Here is a 24,471-nt window from a genome sequence, read left to right as displayed (position 1 = left end):
GGGGTTGCGTAACCCGGTTTAGAAGATCATCGGTAAGCCGTGTGCGGGAAAACCGCACGCACGGATTGAAAGGGGGATGAGGAAACGGGCCCGGGAACGGGTACCGCGCCTCTGACTACCAATGATCTTGACCAGCGCTTCCTCGGCCGAGTCCGACATGCGGCCCCGGGCGGGCAGCAGCGACTATCGGCGTACGGTCGTGGCGCTGGTGGCCGCGGCGGTGGCCACCTTCGCCCAACTGTGGTCGGTGCAGCCGATCCTGCCCGCCATAGCGGAGGGTTTCGCGGCCTCCGCCTCCCAGACCGCGTTGGTGGTGTCGCTGGCCACCGGTGGACTGGCCGGGTTCACCCTGGTGTGGAGCGGGGCCGCGGACCGGATCGGTCGGGCCCGGGTCATCGCCCTGTCCCTGTTCGTGGCGACCATGCTGGGCTGTGCGATCCCCTTCGCGGGTGAACTGTGGGTGCTGTTGGTGTTGCGGGCGGCCCAGGGCGCCGCGTTGGGAGGAGTGCCCGCGGCCGCGGTCGCCTATCTGGCCGAGGAGATCCACCCCGCCGACGCACCGCGTGCCACGGGCCTGTACATCGCGGGCAACCCGCTGGGCGGCATGGGCGGCCGACTGCTGGCGGGTGTGGTCGCGCAGTGGGGCGGGTGGCAGTGGGGGATCGCCGCCAACACCCTCCTGGGCCTGTCGGCACTGGTCGTGTTCGTCGTGGTGCTGCCCCGCGGGCACCGTGCCCCGGCGCGGGGCGGGCGGGGCGACGGCGCCCGTACCGGTACGGTCCGGCGTCTGCGTGCCGCCATGACCACGCCGGGGCTGCCGGCCCTGTACGCCCAGGCCCTTTTGCTCATGGGCGCCTTCATGACGATCTACAACCTGCTGGGCTTCCGTTTGATGGCCGAGCCCTTCGGTCTGTCGCAGGCCGCGGCCTCCCTGCTCTTCCTGGCCTACACCGCCGGGATGCTCGGTTCGGCGATCGCCGGCAACGCCACCGCGCGCTGGGGCGGTCATGTGGTGTTGGCCGTCTCCACCGGGCTGATGGTCCTGGGACTGGGCGGATTGTTCAGTACCGCCGTGCCGGGCCTGCTAGTGGCGCTGGCGGTGATGACCTTCGCCTTCTTCGCCGCCCACGCCACCGCCTCGGCCTGGGTGGGCTCCCGTGCGGTGGACGGACGGGCACAGGCCATGGCGGTCTACACCCTGGCCTACTACCTGGGGTCCAGCTTTTTCGGCTGGGCGGGCGGGCTGGTGTACGACCTGGTGGGCTGGGGCGGTGCGGTGGTCTTCGCGTCGGGGTTGTGCGTGTGCGCGGGACTGGTGGGCCTGCGCCTGCGTCGCCTGCCCCGGATCGGGGCGTCCTCGGAGTGAGGGTGCGGTCGACCCGTGCCCGGTGCCTTCCTTCAGGTGCGCGGCGGGGGCGTGCTCGGGCCGCGCGACACGCGCGGTGTGCTTGTTCCTCGACCGAAGGCGGGGGAGTGTGGGGGGACACGCCCTCCAATGTGGTTTAAAGTTCAACTACATTGGTCCACAGGCACGTATACGACCTCGACGAAAGGGTGAGGACATGGACGTGCGCCCCGCGGGAATCCACCACGTGACCGCCATCGCGGGCGACCCCCAGGCCAATGCCGACTTCTATCTCAACGTGCTGGGGATGCGCCTGGTCAAGCGCACCGTCAACTTCGACTCACCCGACACCTATCACCTCTACTACGGTGACCGGGCGGGCAACCCGGGCACCATCATGACCTTCTTCCCCTGGCCGGGCGCCCCCAAGGGGCGCATCGGCGCTGGTCAGGCCACGACCACGACCTTCTCCGTACCCGAGGGCTCCCTGGGCTGGTGGGACGAGCACCTGAGGAGGCTGGGCGTGCACGCCACTCGCCCCGGCGAGCGCGGCGAGGAGGACGTGCTCAGCCTGCGCGACCCCGACGGGCTGATCATCGAACTGGCCGCGAGCGCCGACCACCACGACACCGAACCCTGGGACCAGGCCGGTGTGCCCGCCGAGCACGCCATCCGCGGCATCCGCGCCGTCACCCTGACCGAGCACGACGTGGAGGACACCGTCCAGATGCTGAGCGGTCAACTGGGGTTCCGCCTGGCCGACGAGAACGGTGACCGCATGCGCTTTCACACCAATGCCTCAGGTCAGGGCGTGGGCACCATCGTCGACGTGGTGGCCGCGCCCAAGGCGCCGCGCGGCCTGGTCGCGGCCGGGACGGTGCACCACGTCGCCTACCGCGCGCCCGACGGCCCCGTCCAGGAGGCCTGGCGCCAGAGGCTGGAGCGTGAGGGCGTGGGCGTCACCGAGATCCGTGACCGCCGCTACTTCACCTCCATCTACTTCCGCGAACCCGGAGGAGTCCTGCTGGAGATCGCCACCGACGGACCCGGTTTCGACTACGACGAGCCGCTGCTGGAACTGGGACGTTCCCTGAGACTCCCGCCGTGGCTGGAGCCCAACCGCGAGCAGATCGCCTCCCGCCTGCCGGAGTTGGAGGTGCAGCGATGACCACGACCGACGACTTCGTCCACGTCTTCGTGCCCGCCACGGTGCCGGACGGGCCCACGGTGCTGCTGTTGCACGGCACCGGTGCGGACGAGGAGGACCTGCTGCCGCTGGGACGGACGCTGGCGCCGGGGGCGGCTCTGCTCTCCCCTCGGGGCAAGGTGGACGAGAACGGAATGAACCGCTGGTTCCGCCGCCTGCGCGAGGGCGTCTTCGACGTCGAGGACCTCATCCGGCGCAGCGCCGAACTCGCGGGGTTCGTCTCCGCCGCCGCCCACACCTACGATCTGGACCCCGACAGGATCGTGGCCTGCGGATTCTCCAACGGTGCCAACATCGGCGCGGCCCTGTTGCTGCTGCATCCGGGTCTGGTGAGCGGCGCGGCCCTGTTCGCGGGCGGAGCGCCCTTGCAGGGGCGTGAGCCCGACCGGGTCGACCTGTCGGGCACACGGGTGTTCCTGGGTTCGGGGGTGGCCGACCCCATCACCCCCATCGACCAGGCACGCCTGCTGGCCGCCCAACTGAGGGAGAGGGGAGCGCAGGTGCGGGAGAGCGAGCACTCCGGGGGGCACCAACTGGATCCACAGGTGCTGGAACAGGCCCGGTCCTGGTTCACGCACATGTGAGCGGATTCGCAGATCGCGGCGGCGCCCCTTGACTCCGGGCGCCGCCGCGCCTTTTCCCTTCTTGAATCTACGTCGTAAAGGCGGCAGTTTTAAAAGGTCGAAACGAACCCCACCCCGAGGCGAACCTACGAGGACCGGATAGGCTCCCCCGAGAAAACCTCTCCCCTGCCAAGAGAAGAAGCGATGATCACCTCCTGCCCACGGCGCGTGCGGTAGATGGACCCCGAGATCCTGGGCCTGCTCCTTCTGGCCGGTGTCGCCGCGGGCTGGATCGACGCCGTCGTCGGCGGAGGAGGCCTGTTGTTGCTGCCCGCCCTGATGGTCGCCGCCCCCACCACGCCCTTGGCGACCTTGCTGGGCACCAACAAACTCGGCGCAGTCTTCGGCACCACCTCCGCCGCCATCGCCTACGCCCGCAAGGTCACCATCGACCGGCGCGTGGTACTGCCCACCGCGGCCCTGGCCGTGACGGGCTCGGGTCTGGGCGCGGCCCTGGCCGTCGCGCTCACCGCCGACGTGCTCAAACCCGTCATCATGGTCGTCCTCGCCGGGGTGGCCCTGATGGTCTATCTCCGCCCCACCATGGGGGTGGTGAGCGACCCACGTCTTGGCACCCGTAACCGCTTCTTGGCCGTCATCGCCCTGGCCGGTCTGGGTGTCAGCTTCTACGACGGCCTCATCGGCCCCGGCACCGGTGTCTTCCTCATCATCGCCTTCACCGCGGTCATCGGCATGGACTTCGTCTCCGCCTCGGCCTCGGCCAAGATCGTCAACGTGTGCACCAACCTCGGCGCGCTGACCGTCTTCTCCCTGGGCGGGCACGTGGACTGGATGTTGGGGCTGGGCCTGGCCTTCTGCACCATCGTCGGAGCCCAGATCGGCGCCCGTATGGTCCTGCGACGCGGATCGGGCTTCGTACGCGCCGTCCTGCTGGTGGTCGTGCTGGCCCTGTTGGTGCGCATGGGCTGGGACCTGGTGGTCTGAGCGGGGCGTATCGGAGTCCCCCGCCGGGCGCACCCCGACCGCGGGGGAGGGGATCACACGGCCGGGTCGGTCCGTCCGGTCATGATCGCGGTGGGCGGCGTGGTGGTCGGCCGCGCCCCAGAAGTCATGGTCCATCCGGTACACCTGCTCGGCGCGTACCGCCCCCAGGTCGGCCCATCCACCCTCGGAGAAGACCTGGGGACGTCGGGAGAACCGGAGCCGGTCAGGACGAAGGTCGCGTCGCCGTCGGCCTGGTCCGGCATCCGGGCCTGGCCTCGCGCCCGGGTGTGGACACCGAGATCGGGTTCGGTGCGATGTCGGCCGACTCCTCGATGTCGTCCTCGGTGGGTGAGTCGCTCACCGGGTCCGATCGGGTGCGGTCACCGTCCGGTGGGAGACGGTACGGGTCCGCGGTGCGTCCTGTCACCGCCAGGACTCCGGTAGGAAAGAGTACGAGAAGGTGAGGACGCGTCACAGGGGTCGTAGGGGGACCCTTTCGTGCGAGCAGGACGTAGGTAAGGCTAACCTGTCCCGGGTGGTGTTCTCCGCGCCACCCGGGACCGCCCCCGCGGTCCACCATCCACGCAACGACGAACGGGGAAGCCGTGGCCCTGCGCGCGCCCGCCCTTCCGCGCCCCACGACCACCAGGCGCATCATCCGCCCCCTCGGGCTGGTCCTCGCCTTAGGCGCCTTGGCCGTCTGCCTTCTACTCAGTGTCACCGTCGGCGCCAAACCCATCCCCGTCGCCGAGGTCTGGGCCGCTTTGAGCGACTACGACGGATCCTACGACCACGACGTCATCCGCACCCTGCGTCTGCCCCGCACCATCATCGGTGTCTTCGTCGGTGCCGCCCTGGGGCTGGCCGGAGCCCTCATGCAGGCTCTGACCCGCAACCCCCTGGCCGAACCCGGCATCCTCGGAGTCAACTCCGGAGCCGCCGCGGCCGTCGTCGTCGCCTCCCTGGTCTTCGGCGCCACCGGAGCCGCCTACGTCTGGCCCGCCTTCATCGGCGCCGCCCTGGCCTCCTGCGCGGTCTACGCCCTGGGCTCACGCGGTCGGGCCGGCGCCACCCCCGTACGCCTGGCCCTGGCCGGGACCGCTCTGTCCGCCGTCCTGCAAGGGCTCGTCCACGGGGTCTTCGTCTTCGACACCTTCGTCTTCGACCGCGTCCGCTTCTGGCAGGTGGGCTCGCTGACCGGTCGCGACCTCGACGTCTTCTGGCAGGTCGCTCCCTTCCTCGTGGCGGGTGTGGCCCTCACCCTGTGTCTGGGGCCCTCCCTCAACGCCGTCGCCTTGGGCGACGATCTGGCCGCGACCCTGGGCACGAACGTCCCCCTGGTCCGCGCCGTCACGGCGGTGAGCGTCATCCTGCTGTGCGGTTCGGCCACGGCCGCGGCCGGACCCCTCTGGTTCGTAGGGCTGGTCGTCCCCCATATGGCGCGCCTGATCACCGGCCCAGACCAGCGTTGGCTGCTGCCCTACTCCGCCCTGTCGGGCGCCGTCCTGCTCACCGCCGCCGACACCGTCGGCCGCGTCGTCCTGCCCCACTCGGAGTTGGAGGTCGGTATCATCACCGCCTTCGTCGGAGCACCACTGTTCATCGCCCTGGTCCGTAGCAGAAAGATGTCCCGACTGTGAGCCACACCCTGGCCCCGCCACGTCCCGCCAAGGCCGCGAGCCGTACCACGCCCCGCGGCTCCCTGGCCCTACGCCTGTTCGGTGACCGTCTGTCGCTGCTGGTGCGTCCGCGTCTTCTCCTGACCGTCGTGGTCCTGGCCGCCTTGAGCGTCCTGGCCCTGGCCGTGTCCGTCGCGGTCGGCGACTACGAGATCCCCCTGAGGGCGGTGCCCGCCGCCGTCATCGGCCAGGGGGAACGCCTGGACGTCTTCTTCGTCCAGGGCTATCGTCTGGTCCTGGTCGGTATCGGCGTGGCCGCCATGCTCGGTGCGGTGCGCGACTACCTGATGACCAGGTCCGATCTCACCGACGCCATGGGGGCCCAGATCTGGATGATCGGCAGTCTCCATGGCCGGGGGTGGGGTGAGGTGGCCGCGGTGTGGATCGGACTCGCCTTGTTGGGGCCGCTGCTGTCGGCCTTGGGCGGGCGGCTGCGTCTGATGGAACTGGGCGAGGACACCGCGCGGGGATTGGGCGTGCCCACCCGTTCCACCCAGCTCGTCGCCTTGGCCGGTGCCAGCGCCCTGACCGGCGCGGCCATCGCGGTGGCCGGTCCCATCGGTTTCGTGGCGTTGGCCGCACCCCAGTTGGCCGGACGTCTGGCACGTACCGGGACCACCCTGGCCGGTTCCGCCCTCATGGGCGCGACCCTGCTCGTGATCGCCGACCTGGTGGCCCTGCGCGCCCTGGCCCCTGTGCAGCTGCCGGTCGGTGTGGTCACCGCCGTCATCGGCGGCGGCTATCTGATCTGGCTGCTGTACATCGAGTGGCGCGGTCAACGCGCCTGACAAGGACCGAGGAAGAACCATGCCCACCCCAGCCGATTCCCGTCTGCACGGTCGGGAACTGACGTTGGCCTACGAGCAGCGGGTCATCTCCCAGGACCTGGCCGTGACCATCCCGGACAACTCCTTCACGGTGATCGTCGGGCCCAACGCCTGCGGCAAGTCCACCCTCCTACGGGCGCTCTCGCGTACCCTCAAGCCCGCGCACGGCCACGTGTACCTGGACGGGCAGGCGATCGGCTCCTACCCCGCCAAGGAGGTCGCCCGCCGTCTGGGGCTGCTTCCCCAGACCTCGATCGCCCCCGACGGTATCGGTGTGGCCGACCTGGTCGCGCGCGGACGTTTCCCCCACCAGGGATTCCTACGCCAGTGGTCCAAACAGGACGAGGCGGTGGTGGCCGAGGCGATGGAGGCCACCGGTGTGGCCGAACTGGCCGAACGGTCGGTGGACGAGCTCTCCGGTGGGCAGCGTCAGCGTGTGTGGCTGGCCATGGTGCTCGCCCAGCAGACGCCCTTGCTGCTGTTGGACGAGCCCACCACCTACCTCGACATCGCCCACCAGATGGACATGCTCGACCTGTGCGCGGATCTGCACGCCGAGCGCGGTTACACCCTGGTCGCGGTCCTGCACGACCTCAACCACGCCTGCCGCTACGCCACCCATCTGATCGTGATGCGTCAGGGCGCCATCGTCGCCGAGGGGGATCCGGCCACGGTGGTGACCGCCGAACTGGTGGAGGAGGTCTTCGGGTTGCCGGTGCGTGTGATCGAGGATCCCGAGACCCGCACCCCGATGATCGTGCCGGTGGACCGCCGTGGCGTCGCACGTTGAGGGGTCGCCGCGGTGGGAGGGGCACCGTGTCCCTTCCACCGGCGCTCAGGGGTCGAGGAGGGCCGAACGCAGCACCAACGTCACCAACTCCACCAGTACCTCCTTGACCGACTCCCGGTCGCGCGCGTCGCACAACAGCAGCGGTACCTGATCCTCCAGGTCCAAGGCCACACGTACGTCCTCGGCTCGGTGGGTGCGCTGGCCGTCGAAGCAGTTGACCGCCACCACGAACGGCACTCCGCGTGGTTCGAAGAAGTCGATGGCGTCGAAGGAGTCGGCCAGGCGGCGTGTGTCCGCCAGCACCACCGCGCCCAGGGCTCCGTGCGCCAGCTCCTCCCACATGAAGGAGAAGCGTCGCTGACCGGGTGTGCCGAACAAGTACACCACGGTGGAGGGGTCCAGGGTGATGCGACCGAAGTCCAGGGCCACCGTCGTGGTGGTCTTGGACTCCACCCCCTCCAGGTCGTCCACCCCCATGCTGGGGGAGGTCATGAGTTCCTCGGTGTGCAGGGACTCCACCTCGCTCACCGCCGAGACCAGGGTGGTCTTGCCCGCCCCGAAACCTCCCGCGACCACGATCTTCAGGGTGTCGGGGATCGGTCCCGCGCTTGGGGTGCTCGTCATGGTGTCTTCCTCACAACGCTTCGGTTCCCGGAGCGGAAAGGGGCCTGGTCGGTCGGGCGGTGCCCGGGGGCCGGGGATGGCGGGTCCGTGCGTCGGGGGTGGAACCGGGCGCGCATGTCCTTCTCTCGTTTTTCAGGGCGTGTCGGTGGGCGGGATCGGATGCCCGTCGGGTCTGTTCTTCAGGGCCGGCGCGGGCCGGTGTCCGCCTTTCTTCGGAGCCTCAGAATCGTCGGATGCGTTCCAGGACCCGACGCAGTGTCCGCGCGTCGGGTCGCTTGTGTTCCCACGTGGGAGTGTGCACCTCCACGTGACCCTGGTCCATCAGGTCGGCGAGCAGGACGCGTAGCACACCCAAGGGAAAACCCGAGCGCGAGGCCACCTCGGCAACCGACAGAGGCCGTTCGCACAGGGTCAGGAGCAGCTCCACCTCGGGATCGGTCCCCGTGGTGGGTCCCGGAGGGATCCACACGACCTGGGAGGTCAGTGAGAAGTCCGACCGGGAGGGGCGGGTGCGCCCACCGGTCAGGGAGTAGGGGCGTATCAGGTTCGACTCGAACGACCACTCCTGCTCGGGGTCCGGTCCCGGTGGTACCGCGTTCATGGGTCTCCTACCCTCCTCCGCCTCTGTTGCGGGGCAGGGCCGACAGGTGTGGTCCCACCTGCCGTACGAGGCGGTTGACCTCGAAGGCGGCTTGTCCCATGTCGCAGGTGGAGGTGGCCGACATGGCCAGTGAGGCGCCCTGTCCGGCCGCCACGACGAAGAAGAACACGTTGTCCATCTCCACGATCGTCTGGCGCACCTGGGCGGCCCCCAGTTGTCCGCGGGCCCCTTGGGCCAGGCTCGCGAATCCCGAGGCGATCGCGGCCAGACGTTCACCGCGTTCCCGGTCCAGGCCGGGCGAGGCCGACAGCAGCAACCCGTCGGCCGACAGCAACAGGGCGTGTCGGGCTCCGGCCACCCTCTCCACCAGGTCTGCCAGGAGCCAGTCCAGCCTCCCGGCGGCGGACGCGAAGTCCAACCCGCCGCCGTCGTCCGTTCTGCCTTGTGCGGTGGTTCTCGCCGTCATGGACATCACCTTTTCTGTTCGGGGCTCGTGTCGTGGGCGCCCGTGGGGTCGTTCCTCGGATGCTGTGCGCGTGCGCGCAGCGTCCCGGCCTGGAAAGCACTCATCATCGACTGGATCTGTGACAGTGGCCGTTGCTCGGCCGTGGGGAGCGGTGCGGCGGTGGGGGAGGGGTCCGGGCGTGGCCGGCGTCTGCGTCGGGGCAGACCCATGTAGGTCTCGGGGTCCTCGTGCTCGGGCGCCGGAGGCGGGGTGGTGGTCGTGGCGGACCGGTCCGTGGGCGTGGCGCCGTCGTGAACGTGTTCGCCGGCGCTCACCGATGAGGTGTCGGCGAGGTGGAGGGAGCGGTGTGGCGCCGTGTCCCTTGTCGTGTGCGCGGGTTCTCCTCGGGAGGCCAGTGCGTGGGCGGGCACGGTCACGACCGCGAGAGTGCCTTCGGGGTCCTGGTGGTGCAGGCTGACGCGCAGTCCGTGGCGTTCTGCGATCGTGGCCACGACGAACAGTCCCAGCGGGGAGTCCTCGCGCAATGGTGGCCAGGTCGAAGCGGGGCGGGTGGGCCAGTAGCGCGTTGGCCGACTCTCGCCGGTCGGCGGTCATACCCAGCCCTTGGTCGTGGACGTGTAGTACGCAGCCTCCGTCGGGGGGCGTGCGGCCTTCCACCGTCACTTGTGTGTCGGGTGGGGAGAAGGAGGTGGCGTTCTCCAGCAGTTCCGCCAGGAGCCGCACCGTCTCGGTGCCCACGTCCGCGCGCAGTGCGACCTGGGGCAGCACCGAGATCCGTACACGTGCGTAGTCCTCGATCTCGCCGGCCGCGGCCCGTACCACCTCGTGCAGTCGTAGGGGCTCCACTCCTTGGCGTGGAGGGGGTCTCCGCTCAACAACATCAGGTTCTCGGCGTTGCGTCGCATCTGGGTGCTGAAGTGGTCGATGCGGAACAGGGCCTCCAGCGCCGTGGGGTCGGTTTCGTTGCGTTCCAAGGTGTCCAGGAGGCGGAGTTGGCGGTGTACCAGTGTCTGGGTGCGGCGGGCGATGTTGCGGAACATGTTGCGTACTCCCGCGCGTACCTGGGCCTCCTCCAGGGCCGTGGCCACCGCCGCGCGTTGGGCGTCGTTGAAGGCCTGGGCCACCTGTGCGATCTCGTCGGTGTGCTCCACCTTCAGGCGAGGTGCCTCGGTCTCCAGGTCCACGGGCTCTCCGGCGCGTAATCGCGCGGTCACCGCGGGCAGGCGTAGGCGGGCGTGTTCCAGGGTGGAGGTGCGCAGGTCCTGGAGGCGTCGTACCAGTCTGTGGGTGCCGCCGACCGCGATCGCGGTGGAGGCCAGCGCCGCCACCAGGGCGGGCACGCTGATCAGGAGGACGTTGGTGCGCAGTTCGGTGGACTGGGTGTGGCTGAAGGCGATGACCTTGTCGATCTGGCCCTGTTCGACGCTGCTCATGCGTGAGTCCACGGCTTCGGCCGCGCCCTGCCAGGCGGTGGCGTTGACCGGGACGGTGCCGGTGCCCTGGACGGGCGTGCTGATGATGTTCTCCTGGAGTCGGTGGATGTGTTGCAGGGCGGAGTAGGACTCCAGACGCACGTACTCCTGGCCGTCCTCCTCGCTCAGTTCGGCGCCGACCCGGTCCCAGGTGTAGTGGTGGGCTCCGGCCGCGGCGGCGAACCGGGCATGGGCCTGGGCGGAGAAGGTGTGGGTGGCCACCGCGTGGGCCAGGACGGCGTCCTGTTGGTTGAGGAGCTCGCGTGTGCGCATCAGGGAGGTCAGTGAGCGCAGGTGGGGGACCTGTCGGGGGCCGGCGCGCTCTATCTGGGCGTCCCATACGCGTAGGCCGAGTTCGATGGTCTCGGTGTAGGCGGTGGCGTTGTCCTCCAGGGTGATCTCGGAGGGCAGGATCGAGTCCACGCCCGCACGGTGGGAGCCGAGTCCCTCGAGTGCTTCGTGGAAGTCCAGGACCTGTACGGGGAGGTCGTCGCCGTCGAACAGGCCGAGGCTCTCGGTGAGGGTCTTGGTGGCCGCGTTGGTCTGTTGGCGCGCGTACGCGAGACGGAGGGCGGTACTCCGGGTTCCGCGGGCGGCGTCCATGGTGGCGCGACGTTCGCGTTGGAGGGCGCCGATGGTCTCCACCACCGGGGTGCCGATCTGCTCGGTGAGGGCGGCGGTGGAGCGCAGTTCGCGGATGTCGTCGACCAGGAGGGCGGTGAGGGCGGCCCACAGCACCAGGAGTGCGGTGCTGGGGATGAGGACCAGCGTGATCAGGCGGACGCGAAGCGACCGGCGCTTCTGGTGGGGCATGGGCTCGCTTCCGGGGGAGAGGCGGGCGCTGATCGGGGCCCGCCGGGTGGGGGAGTCCGGAGTCCACCAGAGTGGATCGTCCTGCGGGGGATTTCGCAAGCCTTCGCGGTGGGGTGGTGTGGGGTGAGGCGGATCAGTGCACGTCAAAGGTCGGAACCCGGCTTGATAACACGATCCATTGAAAATCTACATCGTAAAGGTGGAACTTCTTTTCTCTAAAAAGAAAGACACAAAAAACACAAAGGAGCGGCTTCGCCGCACTTGATACCAAAGGGTTCCTGTGGAAGTAACGTGGTCCACCACCGCGAGTGGGTAGATCCTCTCACCACATCGATGAGAGGCCCATCTCAGGAGGAAGGAGCATCATGCGACTCACCGAGACCCAGATCCAGGAAGGTCTGACCCGCCTTGAGGGGTGGGAACTGGACCCCGCCACACCCGCCATCCGGCGGAGCGTGCGCCTGTCGGACTTCTCCGCGGCCATCGCCCTGGTCAACGAGATCGCCCAGGCGGCCGAGCAGGCCGATCATCATCCCGACATCGACATCCGCTACGACACGCTGCACCTGACGTTGAGCACCCACTCCGAAGGCGCCGTCACCGACAAGGACATGGCGCTGGCCGCTCGTGTGGACGAGCTCGTTCCCTGACCCGACAGCCGTGTGCCGGGCCGCGGAGACCGCGGCCCGGCGAAACGCCTTCGTCTCGCTCAGCGCAGGCGGGCTCTTCGCATCTTGCCCGAGGCGGTCCTGGGCAGTTCCTCCATGAAGTCCACAACGCGGGGGACCGCGTGCTCGGCGATGCGGTCACGCACCCATTCCTTGAGTTCTTCGGCCAGTTCGGGGCTTTCCTCGTGGCCGGGTCGGAGCACCACGCGGGTTCCGATGACCTGTCCCGCCAGTTCGTCGGGGATGGAGTACACGCCGCTTTCCTGTACCGCGGGGTGGGCGTTGAGCGCCGATTCCACTTCCGTGGGGCCGACTCGGTATCCGTAGGTGGAGATGGCGCCGTCGTCGCGGGTGGAGAAGAACAGGAATCCGTCACGGTCGCAGATGCCGGTGTCTCCGGTCAGGTAGTAGGCGCGGTCGGGGGTGAAGCGTGTCTGTGAGGCGCGTTCGTCTCCGGTGTAGCCGTCGAACCATGCCAGGGGACTCTCCGCCAGGTTCACGGCGATGCGTCCGTAGGTGCCCGGGGGAGCGGGGTCGTCGGAGATGGCTTCCAGGACGTGGAATCGCCAGCCGGGTAGTGCGTGGCCGACGGCGCCGGGGGGTGGGGGAGGGAGGTCTTGGCCGGTCTCTGCGTTGGGCAGTCCTACGCACCAGCCGAGTTCGGTCTGGCCGTAGTGGTCGCGTACGGGGACGCCGAAGGTGTCGGTGACCCAGTCGATGACGTCGGGGGCCAGTGGTTCTCCCGCGCTGGTCAGGCGCTGGACCATGACCTCGGGGGGCAGTGTCTTGGTGGTGGCGCGCAGTGTGCGGTAGGTGGTGGGGTCGGCGGCCAGGTTGGTGACGCCGTGCATGCCCAGGACGTCCAGGGTCAGTTCGGGGTCGAAGAAGCCGGCTCGTAGGGCGAGGGAGCCGTGTCCTGCGAGCAGGGGTGAGATGAGGCCGTGGTAGAGGCCGTAGGCCGATCCGGGGTCTGCGGTGTTCCAGTACACGTCGTGGTCTTGTACGCCCAGGCCGTAGTGGTGGTAGGCGTGCATGGCGGACAGGGCGCGTACGGGTACGCGTACTCCGCGTGGTGGTCCTATGACGCTGGAGACGTGGAGGATGGCCAGGAGGCCGTCGCCTCCGATGGCGGTGTCGGGGGGTGGTGGGGTTCGGGTGCCTTGTCGGGTGAGGTCGGCCAGGGTGTGGTCGCCTTCGCGGAGGGGGTGGGTGCCGGTGGTGGCGATGTGGGGTGGGGGGGAGAGGAGGGTGTCGGGGACGGGGTCGAGTTTGTTGCGGTATTCGGCGTCGCAGACGACGAGTCGGGTGTTGGAGTTCTTGAGGCGTTGGGCGATGGCGGAGGGGGCGAGGGAGGACAGGAGGGGGACCAGGACGGCTCCCAGGCGCCAGGTGGCCAGGGCGGTGATGGTGAGGTCGATGCCTTTGGGGATGAGGGTGGCGACGCGGTCGCCGGTGGTGATGCCGAGTTGGGCGAGTCCGCCGGCCAGGGCGCGGGAGCGTTCGGTGAGTTCGCCGAAGGTGAGGGTGGTGGCGGTCAGGGTGGGGCCGATTTCGGTGGTGGCGGTGGTGTGGGGGGAGTGGCGGTCGCAGAGGAGGTGGGCCACCGATGTGGTGGGGGTGTCGTAGGTGGCGATCCAGTTGTGGATGTGGTGCGCCGGGTCGGGCACGGGCATCGGTGGTGGTCCTCTTTTTCGGTCGGTGTGGTGGTGTTGGTGGGTTGCTTCAAGACTATGCCCCGTTGTGAGGGTGGCCTCACTCGCGCTGGGTGTGGGGGTCGGTCATGATGTGGGGATGGATAGCGTCGCTGTGGTGGAGCGGTTCGGTTTGGGTGGGGATGTGCGTGTGTGGTTGGAGGAGGCTGAGCGGTTGCCGGAGCCGGTGAGGGCTCTGGAGGTGCCTGTGGGGGTTGAGGCTTCGCGGGTGTTGGATTTGTTTGCTCTGGAGGGGGTCGATCGGGCCGAGGTCGAGGTGTTGTGGCCGGGTTCGGGGTCGGTGGAGGGGGAGTGGCCGCCGGAGTTGTGGCATTTGGTGGGGTGTATGTATCGGCGGTTGTGTGCTGATGCTGAGCTGCCGGTGGGGCGGTGGCAGGGGTGGCCTTCTTTGGTGGAGGCGGAGGATCCGCGGGTGCGGGTGGCGTCGTTGTGGGCGTTCGCGGCTCGGGTGGGGGCGCAGTTCGAGGCGCATGGGGCGTTGGGTGTGGATCCGTCGGTGACGGTGGCGACGTTGGCCGATGTGGGTGTGCAGGTGGCGCGTTCGCGTCGGATGTTCGGTCGGTTGTGTCTGGAGACGTCTGCGTGGGTGGCTGCGCAGTTTCGGGGGCGTTTGTATTGGGTGGGTGGGTTGCAGTTGGAGCCGGGGTTGTTGGTGGATCAGGGGGGTGTGGAGTGGTATGCGCCGGAGGAGGCTGCGCGGTTGGGTTGTGGGATGGGGTGGGGGGATATGGCGTTGAGGTTGCATATTCCTTCGGGGGGGTTGGATCCGGTGTCGGTGGATGAGGCGTTGGGTCGGGCTCGGGGGTTTGCTCGGGCGCATTTGGGGTTTGATCCGGTGGTGGCCACGTGTACGTCGTGGTTGTTGGATCCGCAGTGGGGTGAGGTGTTGGGTGAGGGGTCCAACATCGTGGGTTTTCAGCGGCGGTTCACGTTGGTGGGTGAGGGGCGGCGTGGGGAGTCGGATGTGTTCCGGTTCGTGTTCGGGATGCCGGTGGTGGATGTGGCGGGGGCGTCTCGGCGGACGCGGTTGGAGCGTGCTGTGGTGGAGCGGTTGGAGTCGGGTGGGTCGTTGTGGGTGCGTACGGGGTGGTTGAGGTTGGTGGGGTGAGGGGTGTGGGGCCTGGGGGTGGGGCTTTGAGGCTTTTACTTGACATAATGTGCATTATCGGCGTTTTGGGTGGGGGTGTGGGGAGGGGTTTGTGGAGGGCCGGCTGATGCTCGGTGTTGCTTCTGGTGGTGTGGGCTGTGGGTCGGTGGTGTGTGGTGGTTCGGGTTTTTCGTGGCGGTGTTCTTCGGGTGTGTCGGTGTCGGGTGGGTCGGTGGTGTGTGAGGTGGGCGTGGTGGGTGCTGGGGGTCGGTGGGTGTTCTTGCTGAGGGGTTGTGGTGGTGCGGGGTCCTCTCCGGGGATATACGTGTTTCATGCATAAAGTGTGTTATGCATGAATCTGTGGTGACTTGTGTTGTTATGCGCTAGTTGACCGTTGGGGTGTCCGGCGGGGGTGTCGGCCCCTCCCCTTGCGTTCGGGTCCCGTCGGAACTCTGTCGCCAAGTTGTGCGCAAAGCGCACACTGTGGTGGTCCTCCCCTTCATGTGACCTGCTTGCTGCCACTCCCCCGCTCTGGGGCCCGTGCGGGGTCATCGTCGGCGCGCCAGGAGGTGTGCCTGGGGAAAGCCTCGTCGAGGGTCCTCCCCCGCCGCGATGATCAGGCGGGCGACCTCGTCCATCTCCGCCTGGGCCAGTAGCTCGGCCCCGTGGTCGGGTGCGTAGCGGTGGGCCGGTGCCACCGTGTGGTCGAAGGCCTCGGCGTCCTGGCCGGGGGCGAGGTGCGCCTGGAAGGAGACCAGTGCCATGCCGCCGGGTGCGAGCACCCGGCCGAACTCCCCCATCACCGAGGGCAACAAGGGTGGCAGGGCACGTTCCTTTCCCGGCGCCGTGTTCGGGGGCTTCCGGCGGTGGAAGTGCTTGCGGGATCGGGGATGCTGTGGGGTATGGGAGCACAGCAGGGGTCCGTGGTCGAGGCCGTTGAGCAGTATCTGGTGGCGCGTGGGGCGGCCAAGCCCTCTGCGCACACGATCGCCGCCTATCGGCGTGATCTGCACGGGGTGTTGCGTTGTGTGGCCGGGGTGAAGGGCGTCGAGCCTGAGCTGGTGGGGTGGGCGGATCTGGACGCGGGGGTGTTGCGGGCGGCGTTCGCGGAGTTCGCGGCCGAGCGTGCGGCCTCCAGTGTGTTGCGGGCGTGGTCGACGTGGAACGGGTTCTTCGCTTTTTGGGTCTCGGAGCGGGTGGTGGCGGGCAATCCGATGTCGGCGGTGCCGCGGCCGCGGGTGCGGGCTTCGTCTCCCAAGCCGTTGAGGGGTGAGGACACGCCTGAGCGGTTGTTGGAGGCGTTGGCGCGGGGTGCGCGTAAGGCGCGTGATCCGTGGCCGGAGCGGGATCTTGCGGTGTTGGCGTTGGCGTTGTTGACGGGGATGCGGTCGGCGGAGATGTTGGCGCTGCGGGTGGATTCGGTGGGTGGTCGTGCGGGTGAGCGGCGTATTCGGGTGGTGGGTAAGGGGGGTGGGGAGCGTGTTCTGCCGATCGAGGTGCCGTTGGAGGCTTTGTTGGAGGCCTATTTGGCTTCGCGGGGTGAGCGGTTCGGTCGGGTGCGGGGGTCGGATCCGTTGTTGGTGGACAACCGGGGGCGGGGGTTGCGGCGGGGTGGGTTGCAGTATCTGGTGAAGCAGTGTTATCGGCATGCGGGTGTGCATGATCGTGTGGCGCGGGGGACGTTGGTGCATGCGTTGCGGCATACGTTCGCCACGCGGTTGGCCGAGGATGGGGCGTCGGTCACCGAGATCATGCATTTGTTGGGTCATGCGTCGGTGGCCTCTTCGCAGGCGTACATCGAGGTGACGGCGCGGGCGCAGCGGGAGGCGGCTTCGTCGAACCGTACCTATGGGGTGTTGCGGCGTTTGGCCGGGGAGGGTGGGGGGTCGGTGGGTGGTTAGGCTTTGGTCTCATGAGTTCTTTGACTGTGTCGACTGTGAATGTGAACGGGCTTCGGGCGGCGGCGAAGAAGGATCCGGGGTTCGTGGAGTGGTTGGCGTCCACGGAGGCGGACGTGGTGTGTTTGCAGGAGACGCGGGCTGAGGCGGATCAGTTGCCGGCGGAGGTGGTGTCGCCTGAGGGGTGGCATGTGGTGTTGGTTCCGGCGGCGGCGCGGGGGCGTGCGGGGGTGGCGGTGTATTCGCGTCGTGAGCCTGATGGTGTGCGTGTGGGGTTCGGGGAGGCGGAGTTCGAGGATGCGGGTCGGTATGTGGAGGTGGATCTGGGTGGGGTGACGGTGGCCAGTTTGTATCTGCCTTCGGGTGAGGTGGGTACGTCGCGGCAGGAGGAGAAGGAGCGTTTCATGGAGGCGTTCTTGCCGTATCTGGTCAAGCGGCGGCGTGAGGTGGAGGAGTGTGGTCGTGAGTTGGTGGTGTGTGGGGATTGGAATATCGCTCATGCGGAGGTGGATCTGAAGAATTGGCGGGGTAATCGTAAGAATGCGGGTTTTTTGCCGGAGGAGCGGGAGTGGTTGTCTCGGGTTTTTGGTGAGGCGGGTTATGTGGATGTGGTGAGGTCGGTTTTTCCGGATGAGGTGGGGCCTTATACGTGGTGGTCTTATCGGGGTCGGGCTTTTGATAATGATGCGGGGTGGCGGATTGATTTGCAGGTGGCCACTCCGGGGTTGGCGGCTGCTGTTGAGTGGGCGCGGGTGGAGCGGGCGGCCGAGCATGGGTTGCGTTGGTCTGATCATGCTCCGGTGACGGTGTGTTACGGGGTGGGTTAGGAGGAGGTCGTCGTGGGTGTGCCGATTGTTCTGGTGCATGGGTTGCGGGTGTCGGGGACGATGTGGCGTCCGCAGGTGGAGTTGTTGGAGGGTTTGGGGCGCAGGGTGGTGGCGCCTGATCTGCCTGGTCATGGGTCGCGGCGGGGTGAGGAGTTCTCGCTGGGGCGTGCGGTGGATGCGGTGTTGGGGGCGATCGATGGGGTGGGTGGGCGTGCTCTGTTAGTGGGTTTGAGTTTGGGTGGTTTTGTGTCGATCGCTGCGGCGGGGGCGGCTCCGGGGCGGGTGGCGGGTCTGGTGGCGGCCAGTTGTACGGCCAAGCCGGCGCAGTTGTTGGCGCAGGTGTATCGGATTCCTGCGGTGTTGATGGATCGTTTGCCGGACAAGGGTGCGGCGGTCAATGAGCGGTTTCATCGGTTGACGTTGCGTGATGGTGCGGCTGAGGCGGTGTTGGATGGTGGGTTGGCGGTGGAGGCGGCCACTGCGGTGATCGATGCGGTGTCGGAGATGGATGTGTTGACGTCGTTGTCGTCGTATCCGGGGCCGGTGTGGTTGATCAATGGGGCGCGGGATCATTTTCGGATTCATGAGAAGCATTTTTTTGAGGCGTGTGTGGATGGGCGTTTGGTGAATGTTCCTCGTGCTGGTCATATGGTGAATTTGGATCAGCCGGTGAATTTTTCGCGGATCGTGGCGGATGCCGCTGATGTGGTGGAGGCGCGTGAGCGTGCCGGGTCGGGGCGGTCGGAGGTGGAGGCCGGGGAGGCCTGAGTGGGGTGTGCGGGGGCGGGGGTGGTGGGCCCTCGCCCCCGTTGTTGTTGGTGTGGGTGGGTGCCTGTCCCCCGGTGTGTGGTCGGTGTGGGTGGCGTGGTGTGTCACATCATGGGGTGATGGGGTGTTTTCGGTGGGGTGGGGTGCTTGGTGTGGGTCGGGTGAGAAGGGGTGTGGGGTCGTCCTCGGCGGCCGAGGGAGGCGGTGGCGGGGGTGGGGGGTTGGTTCCTGCTCTGCGGCGGCGTCATATGGCGTTGATCGCCATCGGTGGTTCGGTGGGTGCGGGGTTGTTCATCGGCTCGGGGGCGGTCATCGGGTTGGCGGGTCCGGCGGCGGTGGTGTCCTATGTTCTGGCCGGTGCGTTGGTGTTCTTCACCTTGCGGGCTCTGGGTGAGATGGTGGTGGCCGTTCCCGCGGGGGGTTCTTTTTCTGATTACGCTCGTTTGGCGTTTGGTCCTCGGGCCGGTTTCACGATCGGCTGGGTGTACTGGTGGATGTATGCGGTGTTGGTGGCCGCGGAGTCGGTGGCGGGGGCGACCATTCTGGGCGGGTGGGTGCCGGGGGTGCCGGGGTGGGCGTTGGCTTTGTTGGTGCTGTTGTCGATGACGGTGGCCAATGTGGTGTCGGTGCGTGTTTTCGCTGAGACCGAGTCGTTGTTCTCCGTGGTCAAGGTGGCCGCGATCGTGGCGTTCTTGGTGGTGGGTGGTCTGTGGGCGTTGGGGTTGTGGAGCGGCTCGGGTGGGTCGAGTGTGGCCAATCTGTGGCAGCACGGGGGGTTCGCGCCTCAGGGGTGGGTGGCGGTGTTGGCGGCCACGGTGGTGGTGTTGTTCGCTTTTGGTGGGGTGGAGATCGTCACCGTGGCGGCCGGTGAGAGTGCCGAGCCTGAGCGTGGGGTGGCTTTGGCCGTGACCAATGTGTTGTGGCGTATCGGGTTGTTCTATGTGGCCTCGATCGCGGTGGTGGTGACGGTGTTGCCGTGGGACACCGTGGATGCGGTGCGTAGTCCCTTCGTGGCGGTGATGGAGCATGTGGGTGTGCCGGGGGCGGCTGTGATCATGGAGGTCGTGGTCTTCGTTGCGGTGTTGAGTGTGCTCAATGCGGCGATGTACACCTCTTCGCGGATGTTGTTCACTTTGATTCGGCAGGGGGACGCGCCTCGTTTTCTGGGTGGGACCAGTGGGCGTGGGGTGCCTGTGCGGGCGATCTTGTTGGGCACGGTGGTGGGTTATGCCGCGGTGGTGGCCGATTATGTGTGGCCTGAGCGGGTGTTTCCTTTTTTGGTGTCCTCGATCGGCGCGATCTTGTTGATTCTGTTCTTGGTGATCTGTGCTTCGCAGTTGGTGGTGGGTGCGCGGGTGCGAAGGCGTGAGCCGCAGCGGTTGACGTTGCGTATGTGGGCGTTTCCGTATTTGACGTGGGTGGTGTTGGGGGGGTTGGTGGTGATCTTCGTGGCGATGTTGGTCATCGCCGATCAGCGTCAGGCGTTGTTGGCGTCGGTGGGTTCGGTGGTGGTGGCGTTGGTGGCTTATGAGGTGCGTCGGCGTGTGGGTGCCTTCTCCCCCAGTGATCGGGTGTTGGCGGTGCCGGGTCGGCCTGGTGCGGAGGGTCTGCGGCGTGGTCGGGGGGATGTGTAGGTTCTTTGTGTGTTCAGGCCCGGTCCCTGTGTGGGGCCGGGCCTTTGTGTGTGTTCGGGGTGGGGTGTCGGGTCGGGTCGGTGTGGTGGTGTGGGTTGTTTTGTCGCTAAGGTTTGCGCAACCCCCTGAGAGGAGCACCCCCGTGCGTCATGTCGTCGGTTTGTTGTCCGGTCTTGTTGTGGGGCCTGTGTTGGTGTTGATGTCGGGGTGGGCTTTTGCTCATCTGCGTGCTTTGCACGGTGCGGGTCTGAGTGTGGTGCAGGGTGCGGGGCCCTTGGCGGTGGCGGGGTTGGTGGGTGTGGGGTTGTTGGTGGCGTTGATGGCCGTGCCCGGCAGGCTCACGCCGATGTTGCCTTTCGGTGCGGCGTTGGCGGTGGGGGGTTTGACCGCGGCGGCGTTGTTGCGGATGCACCTGTTGGAGCGGTTGCCGGAGGTTGCGGGGACCGGTGGTGCGTTGGTGTTGTTGCCGCTGGGGGTGTTCGTGCCGGTGGTGGTGTTGTTGGTGGCGCCCTTGTTCGTGGGTGGGCGTTGGCGGCGTCGGGAGGAGGTCTCGGAGGAGGAGGGGTACTTCGAGGGCCTGTACGACGACGATGAGGAGGAGGGGCCCGTGCGGGGGCGGGTGGCGGCGACCGCTTCGGTTCCCTCTCACATGCCGCGGCATCGGGCTTGAGCGGTGGGGCCGGCGGGTGGGTGGGGTCAGCGCCAGTCGGGTCCCCAGGCGGAGCTGTTGGACACTCCTGGTGGCAGGGGTGGGAGGAGTCCCTTGCCTTGACGGGGGGCGGGGTGTGCGGGGGCCGGGGTGGGTGGTTCGGGATCGGGTGTGGTGGGTTCTTCGGCCATGAAGCCGCGCACCAGGTGGGGTTGGGGCTGGTCGTGGGGCTGTAGTACGACCGGTTCGGGCAGGGGTGTGTGGTCGGTTTCGTCGGGGCTGGGGATGGCGGGTTCGGTGGGGGCGACGCGTTTCCACCACAGGGCGGCTTCTTGTGGGTCGAGTTCGGATTCCACTTCGAGCCAGCCGTGTACCTGGGGGTGGCGGCGTCGGGCGCTCCAGGAGCGGGGGTAGGGCTGTTGGTCCAGGACCAGGACGCGTTCGCCGTCGATGGTGGGGATTTCGGCGGGCATGCCTTCGTTCCATACCCAGGTGCCGTCGTGGGCGACCAGGTTCCACCAGCCGCGGACGGTGGGGGCGTGGGGGTCGACGGGGCCGTCGCGGAAGGCGTTGACCCAGCGGGGGTCGGGTGTTTCTCCGGGTAGTCCTTGGCCTTGAGGGCCGATGAGGGCGTCGGCGAGCAGGGTGTGGAGTTGGAAGTTGTCGCCGATGCCGTCGAACAGGACGCGGAAGGCGCGTTGGGATGTGCGGTCCAGGACCAGGGCGCTGGTGGCCTCGGCCATGCGTAGGAGGGTGCGGACCTCGTCGAATTCGGTGAGCAGGTCGCTGAGTTGGTTGGCGATGGCGACGAGTTCGGCGTGCAGGGTGGGGTCGCGGCGTATGTGGGAGCGGACGGTGGATTGGCTGAGCATGGTCTTGGCGGCCAGTCCGTGGCGGCGGATGGTCCACCAGCACATGGTGGCGTTGGGGGCGTCGGTGCCCAGGTCGGTGGCCACGCGTGCTTCGGCGTCGGCGGTGATGGTGTCGGGGTCGGGTGGGGTGCCGCCGCCGGTGCGTTCCCAGGCGCGTGCGAAGACGATGGCGCCTTTGCCCATGGTGAGGAGGCGGTGGAGGACTTGGGTGCCGGTGGGGCCGGGGTCGGTGCCCATTTCCACGAGTGCGCCGGCGACGACGGACAGGTCGGCGATGATGCCGGGGGCGGCGTGGTCTCCGGTGAGCAGGGGTGCGAGGGCTTCCAGGGCGAGTTCGCGTTCGGAGACGGGGATCTGGGAGGCCAGGAGGTAGACCTTGTGGACGGCTGGGGGGAAGTGTCGGGGGTCGGTGGCGACGGAGGCGTCGATCAGTTCTTGGAAGGCTGCGCGAAACTCGTCGACCATCGGAGCGTCCCCTTTCTTACGCAACCAACCTAATGTCTCATCAGGGAAGGATCGCACTTTAGTGGGTGGTTTCGGGCGTTGCTGGTGTGTTTGTTGACAATCTGAGATGCCACGGGTGCCGAGGGCGAGGCCGAGGTCACAGGCCCAGCCGGGTGACGGCGTTGTCCTCCAGGGGGTCGGCGGTGCGGATGTAGTCGTGCACCGTGCGCGGGTTGGTCCAGCGGCCCTGACGCATGATCTGGCGGTCGCCGGCGCCGCCAAGGGCCGCCTGGGTGGCGAAACCCGACCGTAGGGAGTGGCCGCCGAAGTCGGCGGGGTCCAGGCCCGCGCGTCGAGCGTAGCGTTTGACCAGTTCGGAAACGGCCCGTCCCGACATGGGGCGGGTGCCGATGTGTCCGTGGCGGTCCACGGTGGGCAGGAGTGGGCGTCGGGTGCCGTCGGCGAGGTCGGTGCCGTGCCAGTGGTGGCAGTGGTGTGTGGAGCGGTCGCTTGGGCGGGGTCGTTGCAGTAGGGCGCGTACCGCCTCGGTGCCGCCGTCGCGGTGGGCTTGGAGGAGGGCGGACCAGTCGGCGAAGGCGCACACGGGGCAGGTGTGGCGGTGTCGTCCTCGGGGCAGGGCCACGCTGTGTCCGTGGCGGTCCTCGGGGTCGGTCTTGGTCGCTCCCAGGGCCATGATCAGGGCGGGGGCGCCGGTGGTGGGGTCGGTGTGGACGGTGACGTCGTCGAAGGTCAGGGCGGCCAGTTCGCTGCGGCGCAGGGCGCCGGCGAAGCCGGTGATCAGGAGCAGGGCGTCGCGGCGGCGTGCCACCCCGTGGGGGTGGTGGTGGTCGGGGCCCGCGGCCAGGAGCGTCTCCAGGGTCGACAGGGTCACGGGGTCCTTGCGGCGGGGGCGTGCTCTGCGTGTGCGGCGGATGCCGCGCAGTGTCATGCGTACCACTTCGGCGCGGGTGGGCGAGTCCAGGCCGTGGGCTCCGTGGACGGCGGCGATGGCGGCGGCGCGTCGTTCGATGCTGGAGGGGGCCAGGGCCCAGGTGGTGCCGTCGGGGGTGCGGGCCTGGGCGCAGGCGGCCAGGTAGACGGCGACGTCGACGGGGTCGGCGGGTAGGGAGCGGCGGTTCTCGGCCAGGCACCAGGCGGTGAAGCCGGTCCAGTCGGTGCGGTAGGCGCGCAGGGTGTTGGGTGATTGGGCGTTGGCCAGGTAGCGGCCCAGGGTGTGGGCTTGTTCGTCGTCGAAGCGTTGGCGGACCCGGGCCAGGGCGTGGGTGTCGATCAGGACGCTGTGGGTGGTGTGTTCCAGGCGGGTGCGTACGGGTTCGGGCAGGGGCAGGGGTGTGTCGGGGTCGGGGTGGGTGCGCATGGGGCTCCTTGGGTGGGGTGTGGGTGTGGGTGTCATCCCAGGAGGTGGGTGTGCAGCGCGTTCCACAGTTCGGCGGGCGGCATGAGCCACAGCAGGGGTAGCGCGGAGATGGCCAGGGCGGTGGCGAAGCCGATCGCGGCGATCTTTCTGCGCAGCAGGAGTGCGGCGATGGTGGAGGCGGCGGGGACGACCAGGGCGGTGAGCAGTACCCAGATCAGGGCGTTGCCGACGGCGTCCACGTCGGCGGGGGGTGGTGTGGTGGGGTCGGTCGTGGTCAGGGTGGCCTGTTGCAGGTCCATGACCGAGAAGAGCAGGTTGGCCAGGGCCAGGGGGGTGCCCAGGAACCACAGGAGGGCCGCTGTGGCCCACAGGGCGGTGATCCTGCGGTCGGGCGGGTCGGCGATCACCACCGGTGTGCGCGCAAGGGCGGGTGTGGTGGCCCGTGGTGTTCGTCGGGTGTGGGTGGTGTCGGGTCGCCGGGTTTTGCGGCGGGTGCGTTTCTTGGGTGACACGCGGTCAGCCTACCGCTGTTGGGGCGGGTGGTCGGGGTGGTCGGGGGCGCGTTGTGGGTGGTGGGCGGGTCAGTGGGTCTGGGTGAGGTGGATGGCGGTGACGAAGATCAGCGGCCATGCCAGGAGTGCCAGGGACCAGAGGGCGGCTTTGCGGTCTCCGGCGACGGTGGCCACGGCCGCTGCCAGGAGGGGGATGCCCACGGCGCCGGCGAAGGCCAGGGTGAACCATTCGGCGGCCGATCCGGCGTGGGCGTGGGCGTTGAGGCCTCGGAGGTAGCCCAGGGGGCCTAGGAGGAGGGCGGCCAGCGCCAGCAGGGTGATGACGACGCGGATGCCGGTGGGGTGGCGGGTGTTGCGGTCGCCGCCGGGGGCGGAGGGACGGTCAGACACGGGGGCCGTGGTGCCTTTCGGAAGCGTGTGGCGGGTCGGGTGTGCGCCGGGGTGGTGCTGGGCTGTGGCCGGCCGTTGGTGGGGCCGGGTGCGCCGTCGTCTAAAACGTACTCCACGTGGGGGGTGGGTGGGACCGGGGTGGTGGGGGTGTTCGGGGGGTGTGGGGCCAGGGGTGGGCGTTGTCGATCAGGTGGGTGAAGGCGGCCAGGAGGCGTAGTTCGTCGATGGTGCGGGGGGTGG

25 protein-coding genes are annotated in these 24,471 nt (G+C 68.4%); 14 read left to right on the top strand and 11 right to left on the bottom strand.

Annotation, left to right across the window (positions count from 1 at the left end):
* The first annotated feature begins 121 nt into the window (after positions 1 to 121).
* From PFX91_RS22670 to PFX91_RS22635, 7 genes are all read left to right on the top strand, one after another.
* Positions 122 to 1,366 (top strand): MFS transporter, encoded by a 1,245-nt coding sequence (locus tag PFX91_RS22670; RefSeq protein WP_285735110.1) that lies wholly within the window; start codon positions 122 to 124, stop codon positions 1,364 to 1,366.
* A gap of 196 nt (positions 1,367 to 1,562) precedes the next feature.
* On the top strand, positions 1,563 to 2,513 hold the full coding sequence (locus tag PFX91_RS22665; RefSeq protein WP_285735108.1) for a ring-cleaving dioxygenase: 951 nt from the start codon (positions 1,563 to 1,565) through the stop codon (positions 2,511 to 2,513).
* Positions 2,510 to 3,136, top strand: coding sequence for an alpha/beta hydrolase (locus tag PFX91_RS22660; RefSeq protein ID WP_285735106.1), 627 nt, complete (start codon positions 2,510 to 2,512; stop codon positions 3,134 to 3,136). The genes PFX91_RS22665 and PFX91_RS22660 overlap by 4 nt, the downstream gene beginning before the upstream one ends.
* Before the next feature lie 216 nt (positions 3,137 to 3,352).
* Positions 3,353 to 4,120 carry a sulfite exporter TauE/SafE family protein gene (locus PFX91_RS22655; protein ID WP_285735104.1) on the top strand — a complete coding sequence of 256 codons (768 nt, stop codon included), beginning with the start codon at positions 3,353 to 3,355 and terminating at the stop codon, positions 4,118 to 4,120.
* Between the two features lie 605 nt (positions 4,121 to 4,725).
* Complete coding sequence (locus PFX91_RS22645; RefSeq protein ID WP_285735102.1) at positions 4,726 to 5,760, top strand: FecCD family ABC transporter permease; 1,035 nt, start codon at positions 4,726 to 4,728, stop codon at positions 5,758 to 5,760.
* Positions 5,757 to 6,587, top strand: coding sequence for a FecCD family ABC transporter permease (locus PFX91_RS22640; protein ID WP_285735100.1), 831 nt, complete (start codon positions 5,757 to 5,759; stop codon positions 6,585 to 6,587). The genes PFX91_RS22645 and PFX91_RS22640 overlap by 4 nt, the downstream gene beginning before the upstream one ends.
* Positions 6,588 to 6,606: 19 nt before the next feature.
* Positions 6,607 to 7,416: an ABC transporter ATP-binding protein gene (locus PFX91_RS22635; RefSeq protein ID WP_285735098.1), complete on the top strand. Its 810-nt coding sequence runs from the start codon at positions 6,607 to 6,609 to the stop codon at positions 7,414 to 7,416.
* Between the two features lie 45 nt (positions 7,417 to 7,461).
* On the opposite strand, the gene PFX91_RS22630 is transcribed toward PFX91_RS22635, so the two are convergent.
* The 5 genes from PFX91_RS22630 to PFX91_RS22610 form a co-directional block, all read right to left on the bottom strand.
* Positions 7,462 to 8,040: a GTP-binding protein gene (locus tag PFX91_RS22630; RefSeq protein WP_285735096.1), complete on the bottom strand. Its 579-nt coding sequence runs from the start codon at positions 8,038 to 8,040 to the stop codon at positions 7,462 to 7,464.
* 220 nt (positions 8,041 to 8,260) lie between these two features.
* A complete protein-coding gene (locus tag PFX91_RS22625) occupies positions 8,261 to 8,641 on the bottom strand; it encodes a DUF742 domain-containing protein (RefSeq protein WP_285735094.1) in 381 nt (126 codons plus the stop codon).
* A gap of 7 nt (positions 8,642 to 8,648) precedes the next feature.
* Positions 8,649 to 9,113, bottom strand: a complete 465-nt coding sequence (locus tag PFX91_RS22620; protein WP_285735092.1) for a roadblock/LC7 domain-containing protein — start codon at positions 9,111 to 9,113, stop codon at positions 8,649 to 8,651.
* The gene (locus PFX91_RS22615; RefSeq protein ID WP_285735090.1) at positions 9,113 to 9,631 is read right to left on the bottom strand and encodes an ATP-binding protein; all 519 of its coding nucleotides are present in this window, start codon (positions 9,629 to 9,631) and stop codon (positions 9,113 to 9,115) included. Before PFX91_RS22615 ends, PFX91_RS22620 begins: the two co-directional genes overlap by 1 nt.
* 135 nt (positions 9,632 to 9,766) lie before the next feature.
* Positions 9,767 to 11,392, bottom strand: a complete 1,626-nt coding sequence (locus tag PFX91_RS22610; RefSeq protein WP_285735089.1) for a nitrate- and nitrite sensing domain-containing protein — start codon at positions 11,390 to 11,392, stop codon at positions 9,767 to 9,769.
* A 365-nt stretch (positions 11,393 to 11,757) separates the two neighbouring features.
* On the opposite strand from PFX91_RS22610, the gene PFX91_RS22605 reads away from it, so the two are divergent.
* On the top strand, positions 11,758 to 12,042 hold the full coding sequence (locus PFX91_RS22605) for a 4a-hydroxytetrahydrobiopterin dehydratase (protein WP_285735087.1): 285 nt from the start codon (positions 11,758 to 11,760) through the stop codon (positions 12,040 to 12,042).
* Positions 12,043 to 12,101: 59 nt separating this feature from the next.
* On the opposite strand, the gene PFX91_RS22600 is transcribed toward PFX91_RS22605, so the two are convergent.
* Positions 12,102 to 13,733, bottom strand: a complete 1,632-nt coding sequence (locus PFX91_RS22600) for an AMP-binding protein (RefSeq protein ID WP_285735085.1) — start codon at positions 13,731 to 13,733, stop codon at positions 12,102 to 12,104.
* A gap of 118 nt (positions 13,734 to 13,851) precedes the next feature.
* On the opposite strand from PFX91_RS22600, the gene PFX91_RS22595 reads away from it, so the two are divergent.
* A complete protein-coding gene (locus tag PFX91_RS22595; RefSeq protein ID WP_285735083.1) occupies positions 13,852 to 14,880 on the top strand; it encodes an acyltransferase domain-containing protein in 1,029 nt (342 codons plus the stop codon).
* A 527-nt stretch (positions 14,881 to 15,407) separates the two neighbouring features.
* On the opposite strand, the gene PFX91_RS22590 is transcribed toward PFX91_RS22595, so the two are convergent.
* Positions 15,408 to 15,674: a hypothetical protein gene (locus tag PFX91_RS22590; protein WP_285735081.1), complete on the bottom strand. Its 267-nt coding sequence runs from the start codon at positions 15,672 to 15,674 to the stop codon at positions 15,408 to 15,410.
* An 87-nt stretch (positions 15,675 to 15,761) separates the two neighbouring features.
* Between PFX91_RS22590 and PFX91_RS22585 the strand changes: the two genes are divergently transcribed.
* The 5 genes from PFX91_RS22585 (at position 15,762) to PFX91_RS22565 (ending at position 20,656) form a co-directional block, all read left to right on the top strand.
* Positions 15,762 to 16,760, top strand: a complete 999-nt coding sequence (locus tag PFX91_RS22585; protein ID WP_285735079.1) for a tyrosine-type recombinase/integrase — start codon at positions 15,762 to 15,764, stop codon at positions 16,758 to 16,760.
* 11 nt (positions 16,761 to 16,771) lie between these two features.
* Positions 16,772 to 17,584 carry an exodeoxyribonuclease III gene (locus PFX91_RS22580; RefSeq protein ID WP_285735077.1) on the top strand — a complete coding sequence of 271 codons (813 nt, stop codon included), beginning with the start codon at positions 16,772 to 16,774 and terminating at the stop codon, positions 17,582 to 17,584.
* Between the two features lie 12 nt (positions 17,585 to 17,596).
* A complete protein-coding gene (locus PFX91_RS22575; RefSeq protein WP_285735074.1) occupies positions 17,597 to 18,352 on the top strand; it encodes an alpha/beta fold hydrolase in 756 nt (251 codons plus the stop codon).
* A gap of 248 nt (positions 18,353 to 18,600) precedes the next feature.
* Positions 18,601 to 19,986 (top strand): amino acid permease, encoded by a 1,386-nt coding sequence (locus PFX91_RS22570; RefSeq protein ID WP_285735112.1) that lies wholly within the window; start codon positions 18,601 to 18,603, stop codon positions 19,984 to 19,986.
* A gap of 142 nt (positions 19,987 to 20,128) precedes the next feature.
* A complete protein-coding gene (locus PFX91_RS22565) occupies positions 20,129 to 20,656 on the top strand; it encodes a hypothetical protein (protein ID WP_285735072.1) in 528 nt (175 codons plus the stop codon).
* 26 nt (positions 20,657 to 20,682) lie between these two features.
* On the opposite strand, the gene PFX91_RS22560 is transcribed toward PFX91_RS22565, so the two are convergent.
* The 4 genes from PFX91_RS22560 to PFX91_RS22545 form a co-directional block, all read right to left on the bottom strand.
* On the bottom strand, positions 20,683 to 21,972 hold the full coding sequence (locus PFX91_RS22560; protein WP_285735071.1) for a hypothetical protein: 1,290 nt from the start codon (positions 21,970 to 21,972) through the stop codon (positions 20,683 to 20,685).
* A 136-nt stretch (positions 21,973 to 22,108) separates the two neighbouring features.
* Positions 22,109 to 23,329: a site-specific integrase gene (locus PFX91_RS22555; protein ID WP_285735069.1), complete on the bottom strand. Its 1,221-nt coding sequence runs from the start codon at positions 23,327 to 23,329 to the stop codon at positions 22,109 to 22,111.
* Positions 23,330 to 23,361: 32 nt separating this feature from the next.
* Positions 23,362 to 23,841 (bottom strand): hypothetical protein, encoded by a 480-nt coding sequence (locus PFX91_RS22550; protein ID WP_285735067.1) that lies wholly within the window; start codon positions 23,839 to 23,841, stop codon positions 23,362 to 23,364.
* 69 nt (positions 23,842 to 23,910) lie between these two features.
* Positions 23,911 to 24,231 carry a hypothetical protein gene (locus PFX91_RS22545; protein ID WP_285735065.1) on the bottom strand — a complete coding sequence of 107 codons (321 nt, stop codon included), beginning with the start codon at positions 24,229 to 24,231 and terminating at the stop codon, positions 23,911 to 23,913.
* Positions 24,232 to 24,471: the final 240 nt, after the last annotated feature.

Origin of the sequence: Nocardiopsis sp. ATB16-24 (genome assembly GCF_030271535.1) — a bacterium.
GTDB lineage: Bacteria > Actinomycetota > Actinomycetes > Streptosporangiales > Streptosporangiaceae > Nocardiopsis.
Note: the sequence above shows the minus strand (reverse complement) of the source record. Positions and strands in the feature narration are given on the sequence as shown.

What these genes read in the sequence shown, in the direction of transcription:
- PFX91_RS22655 (WP_285735104.1), top strand. Translation starts at nt 3,353, where the DNA reads ATGGACCCCGAGATCCTGGGCCTGCTCCTTCTGGCCGGTGTCGCCGCG.
- PFX91_RS22635 (WP_285735098.1), top strand. Translation starts at nt 6,607, where the DNA reads ATGCCCACCCCAGCCGATTCCCGTCTGCACGGTCGGGAACTGACGTTG.
- PFX91_RS22600 (WP_285735085.1), bottom strand. Translation starts at nt 13,733, where the DNA reads ATGCCCGTGCCCGACCCGGCGCACCACATCCACAACTGGATCGCCACC.
- PFX91_RS22625 (WP_285735094.1), bottom strand. Translation starts at nt 8,641, where the DNA reads ATGAACGCGGTACCACCGGGACCGGACCCCGAGCAGGAGTGGTCGTTC.
- PFX91_RS22585 (WP_285735079.1), top strand. Translation starts at nt 15,762, where the DNA reads ATGGGAGCACAGCAGGGGTCCGTGGTCGAGGCCGTTGAGCAGTATCTG.
- PFX91_RS22630 (WP_285735096.1), bottom strand. Translation starts at nt 8,040, where the DNA reads ATGACGAGCACCCCAAGCGCGGGACCGATCCCCGACACCCTGAAGATC.
- PFX91_RS22555 (WP_285735069.1), bottom strand. Translation starts at nt 23,329, where the DNA reads ATGCGCACCCACCCCGACCCCGACACACCCCTGCCCCTGCCCGAACCC.
- PFX91_RS22605 (WP_285735087.1), top strand. Translation starts at nt 11,758, where the DNA reads ATGCGACTCACCGAGACCCAGATCCAGGAAGGTCTGACCCGCCTTGAG.
- PFX91_RS22610 (WP_285735089.1), bottom strand. Translation starts at nt 11,392, where the DNA reads ATGCCCCACCAGAAGCGCCGGTCGCTTCGCGTCCGCCTGATCACGCTG.
- PFX91_RS22620 (WP_285735092.1), bottom strand. Translation starts at nt 9,113, where the DNA reads ATGTCCATGACGGCGAGAACCACCGCACAAGGCAGAACGGACGACGGC.
- PFX91_RS22660 (WP_285735106.1), top strand. Translation starts at nt 2,510, where the DNA reads ATGACCACGACCGACGACTTCGTCCACGTCTTCGTGCCCGCCACGGTG.
- PFX91_RS22595 (WP_285735083.1), top strand. Translation starts at nt 13,852, where the DNA reads ATGGATAGCGTCGCTGTGGTGGAGCGGTTCGGTTTGGGTGGGGATGTG.
- PFX91_RS22560 (WP_285735071.1), bottom strand. Translation starts at nt 21,972, where the DNA reads ATGGTCGACGAGTTTCGCGCAGCCTTCCAAGAACTGATCGACGCCTCC.
- PFX91_RS22665 (WP_285735108.1), top strand. Translation starts at nt 1,563, where the DNA reads ATGGACGTGCGCCCCGCGGGAATCCACCACGTGACCGCCATCGCGGGC.
- PFX91_RS22570 (WP_285735112.1), top strand. Translation starts at nt 18,601, where the DNA reads ATGGCGTTGATCGCCATCGGTGGTTCGGTGGGTGCGGGGTTGTTCATC.
- PFX91_RS22670 (WP_285735110.1), top strand. Translation starts at nt 122, where the DNA reads ATGATCTTGACCAGCGCTTCCTCGGCCGAGTCCGACATGCGGCCCCGG.
- PFX91_RS22580 (WP_285735077.1), top strand. Translation starts at nt 16,772, where the DNA reads ATGAGTTCTTTGACTGTGTCGACTGTGAATGTGAACGGGCTTCGGGCG.